Source organism: Leisingera sp. ANG-Vp (assembly GCF_000813725.1).
Taxonomy (GTDB): Bacteria; Pseudomonadota; Alphaproteobacteria; order Rhodobacterales; family Rhodobacteraceae; genus Leisingera.
Genome location: NZ_JWLD01000022.1, coordinates 49,027 through 67,536 on the forward strand (window position 1 = coordinate 49,027; position 18,510 = coordinate 67,536).

Below are 18,510 nucleotides of genomic sequence, written 5' to 3' on the forward strand. Positions count from 1 at the left end.
GCGCGTATGGCATGTGTTTTTGGTTTCGGCGCCAGGATGGGGTGATGCCGCAGTTCCTGGTTTGAGACGCGACGGCTTTGTCATCGTTCCTTTGAAAAGCGGCTCGGAGCCAACCCGCTGTTCTAAGAGAATTGGGCTGCATCTGCGGGACAAGAACCTGGTCAGAAGTGAAAGCGGAGTTTGGAGCCTTCTTCCAATGGGCATTCAAAAAAATCGCAAAAAGAAGGGGGCATTCCGGCAGGATGCCCCCCCAAACAAGTGTGCTCATTGCGGAGTTCAGGCGATACTCACATCATCGAGGCCAAGGATCGTAACCGTGACTACTTGGCTGTCGATGCCTCCATTTCCGTCGTCCACTGTATATGTGAACGTGTCCGTGGCGCTTTCACCCGCATTCAAGTGCTCAAAGGCGCCATTGGCGGAAAAGGTAAAGGTGCCGTCGCCATTGTTGACGACAGACCCCGAAGTGGCGCTGTCATCCAGGCCGAAGGTGAAAGTATCGCTGTCTGGGTCCGTGAAATCCGCCGAAACGGTGATGTCCGGGCTGGGGCCGTTGACCGTTGCCTCGAAGGTCATGGCATCGACGCCCAGATCATCTGTCGTGTTGATTTCGTAATCGAACGGCCCCATGTCGACCGACACATCCACGCTGCGGCCGTCTCCCAGATCGATACCTGTGAGGGTCAGCGAAATGCTATCGACATCCTGGTTCGTATCACCGAATGCGAGCCAGACAGGGTTGGCAAGCGAGGTGGAGCCGCCGCTGGTGTCGGTGATGTCATATTCCGTGCTGGATACCGGCTGGCCGACCCCGTCGACAAAGACCTGCGACCCCAAGCTCCACCCTGAATTATTCGGGTTAGGATGCACGATCAGGCCATTCCCGGATGATAGGTGCTGCGCAGCGATCTGATCGAATGTGTTGTTCGCGCCGCCGTCGCGCGGAAGCGTGATGGCCGTACCCGTATCAAAGTCGAACACATACCAGCGGCCGATATTGCCCATCGTCGTGCTGCCAATGTTGTCGGACAGGACGGTCTGGGGATCTTCCTGAACAGAAGCTGACACGGCTTCGGCATCCGGCGCGTCATTGGCGCCGGTAACAGTTACAGTTACGGTTTTTGTGTCGCTGCCGCCATTGCCGTCGTCAACTGTCACGTCAAAGCTTTCGGTTGCCGTTTCGCCCGGCGCAAGGTGATCAAACGCGCCATTGGCGCTGTAAGCGAAGCTGCCGTCCCCGTTGTTGACCACTTGCCCCGCAAGCCCGGCGGTATTTGCACTGTAGGTCAGGGTGTCGTTTGTATCCGCATCGGAGGCGTCAAACTGGAAGGTTGCGCTGCCGCTGTCCTCTGAGACCTGAGCGGCCTCGACTGGGGCATCGCTTTCAACGAGGCTGGTGCCAAAGTTGTTGACCGTGCGGCCGTTGGGGGACTGATCTTCGTAGCTGCCGTTCAAGGGCAGATACAATTCCAGGCCTGCCTCGCTGCCATCCAGGGGCTGATCATAGCTGGAGGCAATTTCCGAGGCATCCCGGGTAACGGACCAGATGCGGACATCAGCGATATCACCGTCAAAATAGTTGCCGCTAAAGCTGGAAGAAAAACGGCCGATGGCGATTTCCTGGCTGCCGGTCAGCGGGGAGGCTGAGCCGACGTCGAGCGATCCCGCAAACACGCCATCGACATAGAGCGACAGAGTGTTTGTCGTGCTGTCAAAGGTGCCTGCCATGTGGTGCCAGCCGCCGTCAGCAACATCCACCGCTTCGACCTGACGGCCTGCTCCGTTGTCAAGGCGGACATGCGCCTGGCCGTTATGGACCACCAGCGAGTAGGTCTGACCGCCTCCGACCGGAGCAGAAATCACACGGTTATAGGCCGCGTCATCATCCGTTGTGCGTACCCAGGCTTCGATCGTCCAGTCGTCAGCGCGCAAGCCAGGATCAGAGGCGATGCTGAGATAGGTGTCCGACCCGTTGAAGGCGGCAGCCTGACCGGTGATCACCGGGTCGCCGAGGTCAGGTTCGTCGTTCTGGCCAGTTACGGTGACGGTCACGGTTTCGGTACCGGTTCCGCCATTGCCGTCATCAACCGTGTAGGTGAAAGTGTCGGTTGCGGTCTCTCCGGCTGCCAGATGCTCGAATGCACCGTCTGCGTCATAGCCGAAGGTGCCGTCGCCGTTGTTGGTGACAGTCCCTTGCGTGCCTGCTGTATCGATGCTGAACGTGTGGGTGTCGGACGCGTCGGCGTCAGAGAAATCCGCACTGATGGTCACGGCCGGGCCGTCTTCGTTTGCATCGCCGCTGACTGCCAGCGCCACCGGAGCATCGTTCTGGCCGGAGACTGTGACCGTCACGGTTTCAGTATCAAAACCGCCATTGCCGTCATCTACAGTGAAGGCGAAGGTGTCGGTTGCGGTCTCCCCGGCTGCCAGATGCTCAAAAGCACCGGCAGGGTCATAGCTGAATGTGCCGTCGCCATTGTTTGTGACAGTCCCCTGGGTGCCGGTTGTATCGACGCTGAACGTGTGAGTGTCAGACGCGTCGGCGTCAAAGAACACCGCGTCAACCGTGACCGCCGGGCCATCTTCATCCGCCGTGGCAGATACCGCGGATGCAACCGGACCGTCATTTTCGCCTTGAATAGTGATCTCATAGCTGACTTCGGTTGTGCCGCCTTCACCATCAGACAGAACCAGGGTCACGGTCTCGGTGGTTGTCTCACCGGCGGCGAGATAGTCATAGCTGCTGCCGGGGTCAAACGAGATCTGGAGGCCGCTGCTGGACCCGGTCACGGCATCTTCGGAGGCGCCTCCCTGCACAACGGCAAGGCTGCCGCCGCCGGTCACGGTGGCGGAGTCGAGCGAAACGGGGTCGCCGTCCAGATCATAGACATCCACATTGAACGCAAATGAATCATTCTCGGCTGTCTCGAGGTATTCTCTCCGCAGAACCGCCAGAGGTCCGTTGTTGCTGTTCAGGTCCAGCGTGAAGTCATCGAACACCAGCACTTCGAAGCGGTGCAGGAAATCACAGCCGTCATCGCCTGAGACAAACATCCAGCGGCCGCCAGGGAATGTTACGATTTTGTAGTCCAGCACCGAACCGGAAAAGACTGCAGTATCCCGGCCTCTGCCGCCGAACATGACGTCGTTGCCGCCGCCGCCGGTCACTGTGTCATCGCCGGAGCCGGACATAATCCAGTCTCCGAACCCTGAACCGGTGATGTCGTCATCGCCCCGGTGTGTTCTGACAAAAGCACCATGACTGCTGCCGGATAAGTCGATCTCCTGATCCTGATGCCGGCTGTTGTTCAAATAACCGCGTCCGCGATAGCCCATTGGTGCAAACCCCCATTTACCAAAAAAGGCGGCTATCCAGCTCAATTCCGGTGCTGGCGCTGCCTTTTTTCCGGCACCCCCCGCGCCGGAACTCTCAGATACAATTCAATTTGAAGGTTAACTAGGCAATCACCCGTTTGGGTGATATTAGCGCTTTCGGACTAATTCTTGTGGTATTTGCGGCGTCAATTTCAATACTTAGGGGGTATTGTCGCCTGTTGACCTATTCGCATGGAGTACCTACAGCGTTGCGGCCCTCTGGCGGCGTGGAAGCAAAATGGTCCGGTCTGGCCAGCGGAGAAGGCGAGGAAAAGGGTCTACAGCTTAAATCAGCATCAGTTCCTGGGCGCGGCGTACAGCAGCCGTGCGGTTGCTGACAGAGAGTTCTCTGAAAATAGCTTTCACATGGGTTTTGACTGTGTTTTCGCTGATGGACAGAGCTGTCCCGATTTCTCTGTTCGTCTGCCCGGCTGCAAGCAGCTGCAAAATCTTCAGCTGCTGCGGGGCAAGACGCGGTGCAAGCACGTGCTCGCCGTCCACCTTGTCCACCTGAATACGCTGTGCATTGCGCCGCATCTGTTCCTTGGACGAGGGACCGTGTTTGGCTGCAGCGTGAATCGCATTGAAAAGATCGCCGCGGCTTGCCGATTTATGTACGAACTGAAAGGCTCCGGCGCGCAGGGATTTTTCCTGAGTAGCTGCATCTTCTGATGCGGAAAGGATTACGACCGGAGCATCGAATTCCCGGGCATTCAATTCCCCGAGCAGCGCAATCCCGTTCAGGTTTTTCATGGCCAGATCTGAAATGACGACGTCGAATATGCACCCTTGATCCAGGGCGTCGAGAAATGCATTCGCACAGGAGTAGGTTTGCGGTGAAGCTGAAGGGTAGTAATGCTCTATCAGCAGCCGCATGCCATCAAGAAACAGGTTGTGGTCATCGACAATGGCAATACTGATCGGGGCCTTCGAGCTCTTCACTATCGCGGCCCCCTGTTTCAATTGCCCCGGGAACGACCTTAATCCAATTTCAAAAAATGATCTATGGTGCTGCAATTTCCCGCGGCTTTTGCAAGCTCAAACTACATGTTCATTGCCGCCCGTTAGGTCTCTGCAGCACTGCTGCGAGGAGACCGGCGTGGCGGGTTTGCTGCTGCAGTCTGACGGGGCCGTTTCCACCTTTGAGCGGCAGTTTTCACAGTTCGAAAAGGTTGTCTTCATAAGCGCAATTGGGATGGCGGGTATGCCCGGGCTAAATGAGCGTGATGGCGTGGCTTGGGCGGCAAGAGGTCTCTGCGGGACTGGAGGTCACCCTCTTACGATGGCATGCGCAGAGAATTCTGCGAGCTCGCCCCGCCAGATTTGACGGCCAAAGCAGAACGGCTTTCCGTTCGCCCCGTAGATTACCTGCTCCAGTTCAATTCCGGCATTATAGGTGGGCAGGCCCAGCAGGCCGGCTTCGTCCTCGTTCAGCGCGCGCATCCGTATCGTGATGTCACCGGAATGCGGCGGCATGTCATACTCCTTCTCCATCAGCGTCGTGGTCGATTGCTGCAGATTGTGATCAAGCAGGCCGGGAAAGAGACGGGCGACAGCGTATTCCTCTTCAATGAAGGCAGGATGATCCTTGAGAAGAAATACCCTGGTGTATTTGTAAAGCGCCTCGCCTTCGGCGACAGCCAGTTTGGCAGATAAAGCTGCATCAGCTTCAATCGTCTGCTGTGAAACTACCTTGATCGTCAGGCCAAGTTCTTCCTTGCCGGCCAGAGCAGAGAGGCTGACTGTCCTGCTGATATCGTAGGTCAGCCGCTGCGGTGAAACGAATCTGCCGCGGCGGCCGGAACTATAGGCCAATCCTTCCATTTCAATAGCCAGGAGCGCGCGTCGGGCGGTCATTCTGCTGATCCCGAACTGCTCTCCGATGGCTCTTTCCGAGGGCAGCGATGCGTGCGGAGCCAGTCCGCCGCTAAGGATCTGTTCCCGCAGGTGGTCAATAACCATCTGAAAAGCAGGTGTTTTCTTTTCTTCGTCCGAGTCGGTTCGATTCATCATGCACAGGTCCGCAAGTTTTCCTTGGTATATACCAGCCTATTGGTATATACCAGATTCCAAGAGCTCTTCCCCTCTGACTGCATGGTGAGCCTGCAGTTTGCAAGGGAAGGGCAGGGGGGGCAGGCAGAAATCCCGAAGGTTTTGGAGGAAGGCCAATGAATGCAGTGCCGGACATTCAATCGCTGCAGTTTGACAGTGATGGAGGGCTGGGTGGCAAAGCCAGGATTGGTCTGATCGTTCTTCAATCCGACCAGACTCTGGAGCATGAGCTCTCCGGTGTTCTCCGGCAGCCGGGTGTGGCGCTGTACCACGCGCGGATCCCGAATGAGATGGAAGTCACTTGCGGTACGCTGCAGAAGATGGAGGCGGACCTGCCGGCCGCAGCGGCGCTGCTGCCTGCTTCCTTTGAGCTGGATGCCATTGGCTATTGCTGCACTTCCGGGGCAACAATGATCGGCGAGGCGCGTGTGGATGCAATCCTGCGCAGCGTGCACCCGGCCGCAAAAACCACAAATCCACTGACCGCCTGCAAGGCGGCGCTCAAAGCGCTGAAACTAAGCCGGATTGCGCTGATAACGCCCTATGAGGCCGAGGTCACGGCCGGGATGCGGAACAATCTGGCCGCGGCCGGCATTGAAGTGAACGCTATTGGCAGCTTCAACCAGGCCGATGATTTCAAAGTCGCCCGGATTTCCTCTCAGAGCATTCTGGCGGCGGTTAAGGAGATCGGGCAGCGGACAGATTGCGACGGCGTGTTCGTCTCCTGCACCAGCCTGCGGGTCATGGGCATCCTGGCCGAGGCTGAGAGCGCACTCGGGAAACCCGTTTTGTCCAGCAATCAGGTCACAGCCTGGCATCTGGCCCGGCTCGCAGGGCTGCGCAACGGCGTGCCTGGAGCCGGCATGCTGTTCCACACCCAATTGAAGTTGCAGGATTGACACGATGACGGACATGCACCCCGCTGCGGACCGCGGGTTTACCACACAGGAGTTCGAACAGCGCACCGCTGCAGCCCAGAAGATCATGGCGGGTCTCGGGCTGGATGCACTGCTGCTCACCACAGAGCCGGAAGTGCGCTATTTCACTGGCTTCGACACCATCTTCTGGCTCAGCCCCACCCGGCCCTGGTTTGTGGTGATCCCGGCAGAAGGTGCGCCGATTGCGGTGATCCCGGAGATCGGCGGCCCCAGCATGTCGCTGACCTGGATTTCGGATGTCCGGACCTGGCTGGCACCCCAGCCAGAGGATGACGGTATTTCCCTGCTGGTGGAAACTCTGCGCGAGGTGATGCCCAACGGCGGCACGCTGGGGCTGCCGATGGGCCACGAAACCCATGTGCGCATTCCGGCTGCGGATTTTCAACGGCTGCAAGAGCGCCTGGACGGTGTTTCGGTCGCCGACGGCACCGATGTTGTCCGCCGCCTGAGAATGGTGAAATCCCGCTCTGAGATCGCTAAAATCGCCCGGATTTGCAGCATTGCGTCTTCTGCCTTCGAAGAATTGCCGAATTACATCAAGGCCGGTGACACCGAACGCCAGGCCTTTGCCAAATTCAAGATCGACCTGCTGCAAAAAGGTGCCGATGACGTGCCGTATCTGGTTGGCAGTTCGGGGCTTGGCGGGTTTGAGGATGTGATCAACCGGCCAACGGACCGGATGATTGAGGACGGCAGCATGCTGCTGCTGGATACCGGCGCGCTCTGGGGCGGTTACAGCTGCGACTTTGACCGGAATTATGCTTTTGGCCATGCCTCGGATGAGGCCAGGTCTGCTTACGATCTGGCCTGGCGTGCAACTGAGGCGGGATTGCAGGCAGCGCGTCCGGGTATCACCACCACCTACCTGTGGGGCGTGATGGCCAAGGTGCTGGAAGACGGCGGCTGCAGCGGCCATCAGATCGGCCGCATGGGGCACGGGCTGGGCATGCAGGTGACCGAATGGCCCTCGCTGATGCCTGGAGACAATACGGTGATTGAAGAGGGCATGGTGCTGACACTGGAGCCCGGACTCTCCTTCGGCGGCGGCAAGATGATGCTGCACGAAGAAAACATCGTCATCCGAGAGGATGGTGCCGAACTGCTGTCGCGCCGGGCGGCGCGTGAGCTTCCGATTATTACCTAATCCACGGGTTTCACGAGAATGACCAAACAACTCCCGTCCCACGCTCAGGTTGTCATTATCGGCGGCGGCATTCACGGCTGCTCCGTGGCTTACCATCTGGCAAAACAGGGGCTGACCGATGTTGTGCTGCTGGAGCGTAAACAGCTGACCAGCGGCACCACCTGGCATGCGGCCGGGCTGGTGGGGCAGCTGCAGGGCAGCCATGCCACCACGGCTTTTGCAAAGTACGGCATAGAGCTGCTGGAAGAGATCGAGGCCGAGACCGGCCAGAACCCTGGCTACCGGCGGTCGGGATCGATCTCGATTGCTGTCAACGAAGAGCGAATGGCCGAATTGAAGCGCAAAGCGGATTTTGCTGCTCTGTTTGGTATCGAAACGCATTACATGGAAACCGCCGCAATCAAAGAGCGCTGGCCCCTGATGAATGCGGAGGGGGTTCTGGGCGGGATCCATATGCCCAGCGACGGCTCTGCCAACCCGGTGGATCTGACCACTGCCCTGGCCAAGGGGGCACGGATGCGCGGCGCCAAGATCTTTGAGTACACCAAGGTCGAGGAAGTGCTGACCGAGTGCGGCAAGGCTGTCGGCGTGCGTACCGATATGGGCACGGTCAGCGCCGACTATGTGGTGAACTGCGGCGGTATGTGGGCGCGTGAGCTAGGCCGTCAGAATGGTGTCGGTGTCCCGCTGCACGCCTGCGAGCACTACTATCTGGTGACGGAAACCATCAAGAACCTGCCCGCTGACCTGCCAGTGCTGCGGTCCTATTGCGACGGTACCTACTGGAAGGAAGACGCAGGCAAGCTGCTGTTCGGCTTTGCCCATTTCCAGGCCAAGCCCTGGGGCATGAAGGGGATCTCCGACAGTTTTGAATACGACAGCCTGCCATTTATCGAGGACGATGTGATGGAGGTGCTGGAGCTGGCGATGAACCGGGTTCCGCTGTTGCAGGAAACCGGTATCCGCACCTTTTTCAACGGACCGGAAAGCTATTCCTATGATGGCCGGTTCATCCTGGGTCAGGCGCCAGACATCCCGAATTACTTTGTATTGGGCGGAGTGAACTCCACTGGAATCCAATCCGGGTCCGGAGCGGGCCGGGCGCTGGCGCAATGGATCATTGACGGCCACCCACCGATGGATCTGAGCGAGATGGATCCCAAGCGCTGCGAGGAATTCCAGGCCCGCGACCCCTACCTGCAGGAACGCTGCCCGGAAACCCTGGTTCTGACCTATGCGATGCATTGGCCGAACCGCCAGCGCGAGACAGTCCGCAATCTGCGCCGCACGCCGTTCTATCACCCGATGAAAGCCCGCGGTGCCTGCTTCACCGAGACCCAGGGTTGGGAGCGGCCGGGCTGGTTTGCGCCCGAAGGTGTTGAGCCTGAATACGAATACAGCTTTGGCCGCCAGAATTGGTTTCCCTATGTGCTGGAAGAACAGAAGGCCGCCCGCGAAGCGGTTGCCATGATCGACTATACCATGCTCGGCAAGCTGATGGTCGAAGGCAGGGATGCCGAGAACTTCCTGCAGCGGGCCTGCACCAATGACATGGCGCTGGCAAACGGCCGGGTAGCCTATACGCTGATGCTGAATGAACGCGGCGGCATCGAAAGCGATGTGACTGTGGCCCGTCATGGCGGCGAGAGCTTCATGGTCATGAGTTCTATCTCGCACACGCGCCGCGATTGCTTGCATCTGCGCGACCTGATCCTGCCCGGCGAGGATGTGCGTCTGCGGGATGCGACCGCTGAATATGGCGTGCTGGGCATTATGGGGCCAAGAAGCCGGGAACTGCTGCAGCAGGTCGGCGGAATTGATGCCTCAAATGAAGCGTTTCCCTTTAACAGCTTGCAGCATTTCCACATCGGTCACGCGAAAGTCTTTGCACAGCGCCTGTCCTACTCAGGCGAGATGGGCTGGGAGATCTTCATTTCGCCTGACTTCGCCGAACATGTGTTTGAAGTGCTGGTGGAGGCCGGAGAGCAGTACGGCCTGCGGCTGATCGGCGGCGAAGCCTTGAATGCGCTGCGTTTGGAAAAGGGCTTTGTCCATTGGGGGCACGACATGGCCTATACCGAGTCTCCGCATCAGATCGGGATGGAGTTTGTCTGCAAGACCAAGAAGGACATCCCCTTTGTCGGCCGCGATGCCTATCTGGACCGCAAGGCGGAAAACACGGGGCCGTTCCTGTGCCACATCCGGCTGAGAGATCCGGAGCCGCTGCTTTATCACAACGAACCCGTTCTGCGCGACGGGCAGATCGCAGGTTATGTCACCGCCGGCGCCTGGGGGCAGGCGGTCGGCGCGGCTGTTGGCCTTTGCCTGCTGAAGCTGCCGGACGGCGCAGCTGAAAAAGCAGCAGCGGCGCAGGGGAACTTCACTGTCCTGGTAGAAGGCCGGAGCGTTGAAGCCGAGGTCAGTCTGACGCCGTTCTACGACCCGAAAAGCAAACGGATGCTGTTTGGGAATGATGCGGGGAAAAACGCGTGAGCGCATCAAAAACCATAACATGAGGTTGTCATTAGATGCCAGGAAAGGTCGTTTAGCGCTTCAGATTTCCTCTTCTATCCTGCTGGTGAGACGCTTGGAGGGGCGGGCAGGGGGAGAGGTCTGGAGGCTGGTTGAGGAGAAGCCGCCTTTGGAAAGGAGGCAGCTGCCGGGTCGCAGGTTTTCGGATGGAGCCAAAGCGAAACTGTCAGAAGCACATGCCTTCCTCAAAACTAGAAGCACTAGCGCAAACAGCACAAAGACACTGCGGGACGAGTGTTCGCACGGCCCGCACAACGCGGAACACAAGTTAAACTCTGGGAGGACACAATGACTTGTAAACTGATGAAAACTCTGGGCGCCGCTGCTGCCGCCGTGGTTCTGGGCGCCGTTTCGGCTGTGGCCGGCCCCATTGAGGACCGTATTGCCGCCGGTGAGCCGATCCGGATCGGCTTTTCCAATATTCCGATCTGGGGTTTTCCGGATGAAAACGGTGATGCCAAAGGCTTTGTGAATGAAATTGCGCTGGGCATCCTGGCAGAGATGGGCCACACCGACGTGGAAACCACTGTCACCGAATGGGGCGGACTGATCCCAGGGTTGAAAGCCAACCGGTACGACATGATCACCGGCGGTCTTTATATTCTGAACAGCCGCTGCGAGAACATCTCCTTTTCAGAGCCAATCGGCTCCATGGGCGACGCTTTCCTGGTGCCTGCAGGCAATCCTAAGAACATCAACAACTATAAAGATGTGCTGGCTCAGGACGATTCCATCCTCATCATGTACTCTGGCGCCAACACTGTTGAAGCCTCACGCAAGGAAGGCCTGACCGACGCGCAGATGATGCAGGTGCCGGGCCCGACCGAGACCCTGGCGGCGATGAAGGCCGGCCGCGCCGACGCGGCAGCTCTGACCTATTTCGAAGCGCTCTACCTGGCGGAGCAGTCCGAAGGAAAATTCGAGGTGACGGACCCGGCGGCGCTGCCGGAATGGACCAAGAACTGGGTTGGCATCGGCTTCCGGGATGAGGATTCCGATTTCATGGCCAAATTCAACGCAGCGCTTGCGGGCTATATCGGTTCTGACGCAATGCTGGCGGCCGTTTCTGAGTATGGCTACACCGCATCGCATCTGCCGGGTGACAAATCCGCAGAATGGGTCTGCGGCAACCGCTAAGAAAACTGGCGGCGGGCCCGGGCTTCTGCGTCCGCCGCATCAGGCACGTTTCTCACACGATTGAGCGGACCTATGAATATCTTTGAATTTGCCGTGCAATACTGGCCGCGTCTTGCGGCCGGAACCGGCATGACGGTTGCCCAGTTCTTTCTGGCGGCCATACTTGGTGTTGCGATCGCTCTGGTCATGGGGCTGATGAAGCTCTCCTCCAGCAAGCTGCTGCGCGGCACTGCTGTCACCTATATCGAAATCTTCCGCGGCACCTCGCTGCTGGTGCAGCTCTACTGGATTTTCTTTGTGCTGCCGCTGTTTGGTTTTTCCATTGATAAATTCACCGCCGGCTATGTGGCGGTTGGAATGAACATCGGCGGATACGGGGCGGAACTGGTCCGCGGCGGCATCCTGTCAGTGCCCAAGGGGCAATGGGAAGCTGCGCTGGCCATCAACATGTCGCCGGCCCAGCGGATGCGCCGGATCATCCTGCCGCAAGCTTTGGTCAACATGCTGCCGCCCTGGGGCAATCTGATGATCGAGCTGCTGAAAGGCACGGCGCTGGTATCGCTGATCTCGGTTGCCGATCTGATGTTTGAAACCAAACAGATCAATGGCTCCACGTTCCTGTCGGCGCAGGCCTTTGGCGCGGCGTTGATAATCTACTACATTCTGGCCCGCTTCATGGTGACACCTTTCATGCGCTGGCTTGAGGCCTTTATGGCCCGCAAGATGGGGAGGGCGTGATCCATGTTCGATTGGAAATGGGAATTCGCCTGGGAGATCCTGCCGCGGCTTGTGTCCGCCACCGGCAACACGCTGCTGGCTGCGGGAGCTGGCTATGGCATTGCGCTGGTGCTGGGGCTGGCGCTGGCAGTGGCGCAGCGCACGCAGTACCGGGTGCTGACCTTTGCGGTGCGCGAGATTGTTGAATTCGTCCGCTCGACGCCGCTGCTGCTGCAGATCTTCTTTGTCTTCTATGTGGGGCCGCAGTTCGGGATCCGGCTCAGCCCCTGGACATCGGGCATGATCGCCATTGGCGTGCACTATGCCTGCTACCTTTCCGAAGTCTACCGGGGCGGCATCGACAGCGTGCCCAAGGGGCAATGGGAGGCTGCAACTGCCCTGAATATGACCACGGTGCAGAAATACCGCCGGGTAATTATTCCCCAGGCCATTCCCCCGGCGCTGTCGGGCATGGGCAACTATCTCGTTGGTATCTTCAAGGATACGCCAATGCTGTCGGTGATCGGGGTTGCCGAGCTCATTCACACTGCCAATGCCATCGGGTCCGAGCACTACCGCTTTCTGGAACCCTTCACGATGGTAGGCATCATCTTCCTGGCGATTTCCCTGCCTGCAGCTGGTCTTATCCGGCTGTTCGAGGGACGTGTGCGCCTCAAACTGGGATTGAAGTAATGCAGGACATGTCTGGCTTTCCGCTTGAACTGACAGGCGAAAACAAACCGATGGTGAGCTTTCGCAAGGTGCGCAAATCCTATGGGTCGCTGACGGTTCTGGATGATTTGGATCTCGATGTCTCCGCCGGAGAGATGGTGTCGATCATCGGTCCCTCTGGTTCAGGCAAAACCACCGTGCTGCGCATGCTGATGACACTGGAGGAAATCAATGGCGGCGTGATCTATGTGGATGGCAAGCCGCTGACCCACATGGAAAAAAACGGCGTACTGGTGCCCGCCAATGAGCGCTATCTGCACAGCCGCCGTTCAGACATTGGCATGTGTTTTCAGCACTTTAACCTGTTCCCGCATATGACGGCTCTGGAAAACTGCATGGAGGGGCCCGTTCAGGTTCTTGGCCTGTCCAAGGCTGAGGCACGGGACCGGTCGGAAGAGCTGCTGGAGATGGTAGGTATGATCGCCAAGAAGGATCAGCACCCCTCGCGTCTCTCGGGCGGGCAGCAGCAGCGGGTGGCCATAGCCCGGGCGCTGGCCATGCGGCCCAAAGTGATGCTGTTTGACGAGGTGACCTCCGCCCTGGACCCGGAGGTGATCGGCGAGGTGACCAATGTCATCCGCCAGCTGGTGTCCGAGCATAACCTGACCATGCTGATGGTCACGCATCAGATGGGCTTTGCTTTGGATATCTCCGACCGTGTCTGCTTTTTCTACGGCGGCAAAATCGAAGAGCAGGGCCGGCCGGCAGATCTGTTTGGCAATCCGCAGCGCGAGCGGACACAGCAGTTCCTCAGCGCGGTCAAGGAGGCGGTCTGAACCTCAAAGAGGGATTGCCACCTCCGACAAGAGGCTGCGGGTCTGCTCGCTGAGCAGGCCCGTGCGCCAGATCACGAAATAGCTGCGCCCGGTTTTCAGCTGATAATCCGACAGCGCCACCAGCCGCCCGGCTTCGATTTCAAAATGCAGCACGTCGGGACAGCCGAGCGCAATGCCCCGTCCCCGGATTGCCGTGTCCAATGTGCTGCCGTATGAGCCCAGATTGACCTTGTTGGCCCGTTCGATCTGCGGATCGCCGGAAAGCGCCGCGAAATCACCCCAGTTGACCCACTTCGGGGTCAGCTTGTCAAAATCCAGCAGGGTTGCGGTTTCCAGGCTGGCGGTCTGCCGGGCCATCTCCGGAGCCGCGATGGGCGTCCAGATCTCCTCAAACAGCAGTGATCCCTCCCAGCCGTCGGGGATCTCCTTGCCATAGTAAATCAGCGCGTCGGCCTCCAGGGCAAAGAGGTCTGCGTCTTTGTCCGAGGATGTCAATGTGACCGGCGCGGCGTCCTGCCCGAGTAGGTACTCATTGATTCTGGGGGTGAGCCAGAACTGGGAAACAGCGACATTGGCTGCAAGCGACAGCCGTCCGCTGCTGCTGGTCCGGCGCAGCTGCTGAAGGCATGAGTGCAGGAAATCCAGGGCCTCGCCTGAATTGGCCGCCAGCACCTGGCCGTTCCGGGTCAGAGACAGGTTTCGCCCGCTCCGGTTGACCAGCGTCATGCCTAGCCATTCCTCCAGAACTTTCACCCGCTTGCTGACGGCAGCCTGGCTAACATTCAGCTCCTCTGCGGCGCGGGTAAAGTTCTGATGACGGGCAACAGCTTCGAAGAACAGGAGATAGTCGAGCGGCGGCAGGGCACGGCGGTAGTTTTTCATAACTACTGGTTATCATAATCTCAAACGGAAAGTCACTTTGTAAAGTTTGGTTTTCCGTCTAGCCTTTTGCCTAAGCGCTGCTTTGGGCCGAGGCCAAGCTGCATGACTATCAGTAAAAACAGGGGCTCCGCATGTTCTCAGAACGACTCTCCCGCTTTCAGGCGAATCTGGCCAAGGCCGGCATGGATGTTGCGCTGATCACCGACGATGACAATGTCTATTACCTGACAGGGTATTATGACTATCTGCATATGGAGTTTGGCCGTCCAACCATCCTGGTGGTGCCCAAGGATGGCGAGACATTGCTGATCACCCCGACCATTGACCTTAACAGCGCAGAAGCCGCCGCACGCGTGGACCGGATCGCTGCCTGGAACGACGGCATGGGCAGCGAATGGCGCGAGGAGCTGCCTGCCGCTGTGAAGAATGCGGGTTCTGTTGCAATTGAACCGGGCCATATGCCGCCGCCGGTGCGTGCCTATGTGAATGATCTGGTGGATGCAGAGAAGATCACCAGCGCCACGCCGATCCTGAACGAGATGCGGATGATCAAATCGGCGGAGGAGCTGCAGCTGGCCCGCCATGCAGGGCAGGTGGCGACTGCCATGATGCAGGCGGGCCGCGCCGCAATCGGCGACGGCGTGCCGGAGTTTGAGGTGGCGATTGCCACCAGCCAGGCGGGCACCCGCAAGGCGGCAGAGCTGCTGGCGGCGCATTATGACGACGGCGACATGTCGCCCAACACCCATTTCCTGCAGATCATGGCCTCGGGCAAGGACATCGTGAAAACGCACCACCGCGCCTCGACCCGGATCATGCGGCGCGGTGAGCCGGTCTTCCTGTGTTTCTGCGGCATGACAAATTTCCACCGCTTCAAGCTGGGCTTCGACCGGACCTTCTGGATCGGCGAGCCGGATCCGGAGCAAGTGAAAGTTTATGAGGTGGCCGTGGCCAGCCAGAAGGCTGCACTGGATGCGCTGCGCCCCGGCGTTACCGCAGAAAGCATCCATGCCGAGTATGCGGAAGTCATTCAGGGCGCGGGCTACGAATACCCCTTCCGCTGCGGCCGGGCGACCGGTTTCAGCTTCCTGGAGGCACCGCAGCTGGTGACCGGCGACACCACCATCATCCAGCCCGGCATGGTGCTGGCGGTGGACGGCTCGGTCTCGGTTGAAACCTTCCGCGCCCAGGTCGGTGACAGCTTCATCATCACCGAAGACGGCTGGGAGCCGCTCACGCATCACCCGAAATCCGTCGAGGAGGTCATTCTCTGATGTTCCAGCCAGGCCAAACCATCCAGTCCAAGCCCCGCACCCCGGAGATGGATGACGGACGTTTCCACCGCGCCAAGCTCGGTTTTATCCTGATGTCAACGGACCCTTCTGCCGAAGGCGACTTCTGGGACATGGCGCCGGAAGGCGTGGCGGTCTACGTCACCCGTCTGAAGACCGACGACCACACCACGACTGAAACGCTGGCCAAGCATATCGAGCACATGGCAGACGCTGCATCGCGGATCCAGCCGGAGGCAGAGCCGGACGTGGTCAGCTACAGCTGCACTTCGGGCTCCATCGTGATCGGCGAGCATCGCGTCATGTCCGAGATCAAAAAGGGCGCGCCCTGGGCGCAGCCGATGTGCCTGGTGCAGGGCGTTCTGGATGCCTTGAACGAGCTGGGTGCCAAGAAGCTGGTGGTCGGCACGCCCTATCTGGATGACATCAACACCGCCGAGGCAGAGTTTCTGGTAGAGCGCGGCTTTGACGTGCTGGATATCCAGGGGCTCAACATCGCCAGCGGCTGGGACATGGGGCTGGTGACGCCCGAGTACTGGAAGAAATTCGCGCTGGAGATCGACCAGCCGGAGGCCGATGCGATTTTCCTCAGCTGCGGCGGCGTGCGTTCGCTGCCCGCGGTCGAGGAGATCGAGCAGATCACCGGCAAGCCTGTCATCACCTCGAACCAGGCGCAATTCTGGTCTTGCCTGCGCCGCGCCGGCATCATGGATGAGCTGGAAGGCTTCGGCCAGATTTTCAAACACCCGGGCAAGACACTGAAACCCACCGTCTGAGGCCCCCGAAAGACCCAAAAATGACCCGTTTTTCCGCATGGAATGTGCTCTGGCAGGGTATCACCGGCCAGAAGGGGTGGACTCGTCAGTGGCGGGACCCCGAACCCAAGAGCCATTACGACGTAATCCTCGTCGGCGGCGGCCTGCATGGGTTGGCCACCGCCTACTACCTGTCCAAAAACCACGGTGTCCGCAGCATCGCGGTGCTGGAAAAAGGCTGGATCGGCGGCGGCAATGCCGGGCGCAACACCACTATTGTGCGCTCCAACTACACCCGCCCCGGCAACCGCGAATTCTATGAGCATTCGCTGACGCTCTGGGAGGAGCTGAGCCATGAGCTGAACTACAATGTGATGTTCAGCCAGCGCTCGCATATTGCGCTGCTGCACAGCCCGGGGGCCATCGACGCTGCGGCGCGCGGTTATAATACCATGCGGCTGACCGGCACGCCGGATGCCGAGATCTGGGATCTGGACCGCTTGCAGCAGGAGGTGCCGCATCTGAACTACGCTTCCGGCGCCCGGTTCCCGATCATGGGGGCCGCAGTGCAGAAGCGGGCAGGCACCGCGCGCCATGATGCGGTGGCCTGGGGCTATGCCCGGGCAGCCGACACGCGGGGTGTGGACATCATCCAGAACTGCGCGGTCACGGGTGTGGAGCGCAACGGCGGCCGGATCACCGCACTGGAGACCTCACGCGGGCGGATCACCGCAGGCAAAGTGGGTTTTGCGGTGGCGGGAAATACCTCGCGGCTGTGGAACATGGCCGGGCTTGGCGGGCTGCCGATTGAATCCCACAAGCTGCAGGCCTTTGTGTCGGAGCCGCTGAAGCCTCTGCTGGATCAGGTGGTGGTTTTCGGCATGGGCGGCGCGCATTTCTACATCTCGCAGTCCGACAAGGGCGGCATGGTCTTTGGCGGCGACCTGGACTGGTACAAATCCTATGCGCAGCGCGGCAACCTGCCGATTGTGCAGGACGTGGCCGAGGCGGCGATGTCGGTGATGCCCTGCCTGGGCCGGGTCAAGCTGCTGCGCCACTGGGCGGGCGTCGTCGATATGTCGATGGATGGCACCCATTTCATCTGCAAGACACCGCTGGACAACCTCTACCTCAATGCCGGCTGGAACTACGGCGGCTTCAAGGCAACGCCGGCCGCGGGCTGGTGGTTTGCAGATCTGATCGCCAACGGCCGCCCTGCGCCGATGATCGGGAACTTTGACCTGAAGCGCTTTGAGCGCGGCCTGCAGATCGACGAACGCGGCGCCGGTGCCGACCCCAAGCTGCACGGATAACGGAGGCAAGAGATGATCTGGATTACCTGCCCATTCTGCGGGCCGCGCGATCATGCTGAATTCAGCTATGGCGGCGACGGCTCGATCCAATACCCGGCGCTGGATGCGCCGGTGCAAGACTGGCACGACGCGGTGTTCCTCCGCGCCAACATCTGCGGCGTGCAGACCGAGACCTGGCAGCATGTGCATGGCTGCCGCATGTGGCTGAAGGTCGTGCGGGACACGATGACCCATGAAATTCACAGCGTGACCCCGGCCCATCCCGGCCTGGCAGCAGTTCTGGAGGCCGAAGCATGAGCGCGCGGCGTCTGGAAAAGGGCGGGCGGATTGACCGCTCCAAACCGCTGACCTTCCAGTGGGACGGCAAGGCGCTGCAGGGCTATGCGGGCGACACGCTGGCTTCGGCGCTGATGGCCAATGGTGCGCGGGTGCTGGGCCGCTCCTTCAAATACCACCGCCCGCGGGGCATCATGTCGGCAGGAGTTGAGGAATCCGGAGCCATTGTCTCGGTCGGCCGCGGCGCCCGGCTTGAGCCCAACGTCAAGGCCACCATGCAGGAGCTCTATGACGGGCTGCAGGCGCAGGGCCAGAACGCCTGGCCCAACGTGCGCTTTGACATGGGCGCGGTGAACGGGCTCTTCGGCCGGTTCTTCTCGGCCGGGTTCTACTACAAGACCTTCATGGGGCTGCCGCCGTTTGAAAGCGGCCGCGGCACCGGCCTTTGGATGAAATACGAGGCTCTGATCCGCAAGGCCGCCGGCATGGGCGCCGCCTCGCGCGAGGCGGACCCGGATCATTATGACCACGCCCACGCCTATTGCGATGTTCTGGTGGTGGGAGCCGGTCCCGCCGGGCTGCGCGCCGC

The 18,510-nt window shown here is 59.7% G+C and carries 16 protein-coding genes; 12 read left to right on the forward strand and 4 right to left on the reverse strand.

The window, feature by feature from the left end; all coding sequences use genetic code 11:
• Nucleotides 1–276: 276 nt before the first annotated feature.
• The 3 genes from RA20_RS08905 to RA20_RS08915 form a co-directional block, all read right to left on the reverse strand.
• Nucleotides 277–3,312: a VCBS domain-containing protein gene (locus RA20_RS08905; RefSeq protein ID WP_193748812.1), complete on the reverse strand. Its 3,036-nt coding sequence runs from the start codon at nucleotides 3,310–3,312 to the stop codon at nucleotides 277–279.
• A gap of 348 nt (nucleotides 3,313–3,660) precedes the next feature.
• On the reverse strand, nucleotides 3,661–4,317 hold the full coding sequence (locus RA20_RS08910; protein WP_039127017.1) for a response regulator transcription factor: 657 nt from the start codon (nucleotides 4,315–4,317) through the stop codon (nucleotides 3,661–3,663).
• A 327-nt stretch (nucleotides 4,318–4,644) separates the two neighbouring features.
• Nucleotides 4,645–5,385, reverse strand: coding sequence for a GntR family transcriptional regulator (locus RA20_RS08915; protein ID WP_039127086.1), 741 nt, complete (start codon nucleotides 5,383–5,385; stop codon nucleotides 4,645–4,647).
• A gap of 158 nt (nucleotides 5,386–5,543) precedes the next feature.
• Between RA20_RS08915 and RA20_RS08920 the strand changes: the two genes are divergently transcribed.
• The 7 genes from RA20_RS08920 to ehuA all read left to right on the forward strand — a co-directional run bounded on the left by RA20_RS08920 (nucleotide 5,544) and on the right by ehuA (nucleotide 13,403).
• Entirely contained in the window at nucleotides 5,544–6,326 is a 783-nt protein-coding gene (locus RA20_RS08920) for a maleate cis-trans isomerase family protein (RefSeq protein WP_039127020.1), read from the forward strand.
• Between the two features lie 4 nt (nucleotides 6,327–6,330).
• Nucleotides 6,331–7,509 (forward strand): M24 family metallopeptidase, encoded by a 1,179-nt coding sequence (locus tag RA20_RS08925; protein WP_039127025.1) that lies wholly within the window; start codon nucleotides 6,331–6,333, stop codon nucleotides 7,507–7,509.
• Between the two features lie 18 nt (nucleotides 7,510–7,527).
• Nucleotides 7,528–10,002, forward strand: coding sequence for a GcvT family protein (locus tag RA20_RS08930; protein WP_039127028.1), 2,475 nt, complete (start codon nucleotides 7,528–7,530; stop codon nucleotides 10,000–10,002).
• A gap of 327 nt (nucleotides 10,003–10,329) precedes the next feature.
• Nucleotides 10,330–11,178, forward strand: a complete 849-nt coding sequence (locus RA20_RS08935; RefSeq protein WP_039127031.1) for a transporter substrate-binding domain-containing protein — start codon at nucleotides 10,330–10,332, stop codon at nucleotides 11,176–11,178.
• Between the two features lie 72 nt (nucleotides 11,179–11,250).
• The gene (ehuC, locus tag RA20_RS08940; RefSeq protein ID WP_039127034.1) at nucleotides 11,251–11,916 is read left to right on the forward strand and encodes an ectoine/hydroxyectoine ABC transporter permease subunit EhuC; all 666 of its coding nucleotides are present in this window, start codon (nucleotides 11,251–11,253) and stop codon (nucleotides 11,914–11,916) included.
• Nucleotides 11,917–11,919: 3 nt separating this feature from the next.
• Entirely contained in the window at nucleotides 11,920–12,588 is a 669-nt protein-coding gene (gene ehuD, locus RA20_RS08945; protein WP_039127036.1) for an ectoine/hydroxyectoine ABC transporter permease subunit EhuD, read from the forward strand.
• On the forward strand, nucleotides 12,588–13,403 hold the full coding sequence (ehuA, locus tag RA20_RS08950) for an ectoine/hydroxyectoine ABC transporter ATP-binding protein EhuA (RefSeq protein ID WP_039127040.1): 816 nt from the start codon (nucleotides 12,588–12,590) through the stop codon (nucleotides 13,401–13,403). Before ehuD ends, ehuA begins: the two co-directional genes overlap by 1 nt.
• Nucleotides 13,404–13,406: 3 nt before the next feature.
• On the opposite strand, the gene RA20_RS08955 is transcribed toward ehuA, so the two are convergent.
• The gene (locus tag RA20_RS08955) at nucleotides 13,407–14,285 is read right to left on the reverse strand and encodes a LysR family transcriptional regulator (RefSeq protein WP_039127043.1); all 879 of its coding nucleotides are present in this window, start codon (nucleotides 14,283–14,285) and stop codon (nucleotides 13,407–13,409) included.
• Nucleotides 14,286–14,416: 131 nt separating this feature from the next.
• Between RA20_RS08955 and RA20_RS08960 the strand changes: the two genes are divergently transcribed.
• The 5 genes from RA20_RS08960 to RA20_RS08980 all read left to right on the forward strand — a co-directional run.
• The gene (locus tag RA20_RS08960) at nucleotides 14,417–15,559 is read left to right on the forward strand and encodes a M24 family metallopeptidase (protein ID WP_039127046.1); all 1,143 of its coding nucleotides are present in this window, start codon (nucleotides 14,417–14,419) and stop codon (nucleotides 15,557–15,559) included.
• Complete coding sequence (locus RA20_RS08965; protein WP_039127049.1) at nucleotides 15,559–16,353, forward strand: maleate cis-trans isomerase family protein; 795 nt, start codon at nucleotides 15,559–15,561, stop codon at nucleotides 16,351–16,353. The genes RA20_RS08960 and RA20_RS08965 overlap by 1 nt, the downstream gene beginning before the upstream one ends.
• A 20-nt stretch (nucleotides 16,354–16,373) precedes the next feature.
• Nucleotides 16,374–17,645 carry a sarcosine oxidase subunit beta family protein gene (locus RA20_RS08970; RefSeq protein ID WP_039127052.1) on the forward strand — a complete coding sequence of 424 codons (1,272 nt, stop codon included), beginning with the start codon at nucleotides 16,374–16,376 and terminating at the stop codon, nucleotides 17,643–17,645.
• A 12-nt stretch (nucleotides 17,646–17,657) separates the two neighbouring features.
• A complete protein-coding gene (locus RA20_RS08975; protein WP_039127054.1) occupies nucleotides 17,658–17,942 on the forward strand; it encodes a sarcosine oxidase subunit delta in 285 nt (94 codons plus the stop codon).
• Nucleotides 17,939–18,510: 2Fe-2S iron-sulfur cluster-binding protein (locus RA20_RS08980; protein WP_039127057.1), on the forward strand; the 572-nt coding region annotated here is incomplete at its 3' end. The genes RA20_RS08975 and RA20_RS08980, both read left to right, overlap by 4 nt.

Excerpts from the sequence above, each read along its gene's own strand:
- RA20_RS08930 (WP_039127028.1), top strand. The coding sequence starts at position 7,528 with ATGACCAAACAACTCCCGTCCCACGCTCAGGTTGTCATTATCGGCGGC.
- ehuA (WP_039127040.1), top strand. The coding sequence starts at position 12,588 with ATGCAGGACATGTCTGGCTTTCCGCTTGAACTGACAGGCGAAAACAAA.
- RA20_RS08935 (WP_039127031.1), top strand. The coding sequence starts at position 10,330 with ATGACTTGTAAACTGATGAAAACTCTGGGCGCCGCTGCTGCCGCCGTG.
- RA20_RS08920 (WP_039127020.1), top strand. The coding sequence starts at position 5,544 with ATGAATGCAGTGCCGGACATTCAATCGCTGCAGTTTGACAGTGATGGA.
- RA20_RS08965 (WP_039127049.1), top strand. The coding sequence starts at position 15,559 with ATGTTCCAGCCAGGCCAAACCATCCAGTCCAAGCCCCGCACCCCGGAG.
- ehuC (WP_039127034.1), top strand. The coding sequence starts at position 11,251 with ATGAATATCTTTGAATTTGCCGTGCAATACTGGCCGCGTCTTGCGGCC.
- RA20_RS08975 (WP_039127054.1), top strand. The coding sequence starts at position 17,658 with ATGATCTGGATTACCTGCCCATTCTGCGGGCCGCGCGATCATGCTGAA.
- RA20_RS08915 (WP_039127086.1), bottom strand. The coding sequence starts at position 5,385 with ATGAATCGAACCGACTCGGACGAAGAAAAGAAAACACCTGCTTTTCAG.
- RA20_RS08925 (WP_039127025.1), top strand. The coding sequence starts at position 6,331 with ATGACGGACATGCACCCCGCTGCGGACCGCGGGTTTACCACACAGGAG.
- ehuD (WP_039127036.1), top strand. The coding sequence starts at position 11,920 with ATGTTCGATTGGAAATGGGAATTCGCCTGGGAGATCCTGCCGCGGCTT.
- RA20_RS08955 (WP_039127043.1), bottom strand. The coding sequence starts at position 14,285 with ATGAAAAACTACCGCCGTGCCCTGCCGCCGCTCGACTATCTCCTGTTC.
- RA20_RS08960 (WP_039127046.1), top strand. The coding sequence starts at position 14,417 with ATGTTCTCAGAACGACTCTCCCGCTTTCAGGCGAATCTGGCCAAGGCC.
- RA20_RS08970 (WP_039127052.1), top strand. The coding sequence starts at position 16,374 with ATGACCCGTTTTTCCGCATGGAATGTGCTCTGGCAGGGTATCACCGGC.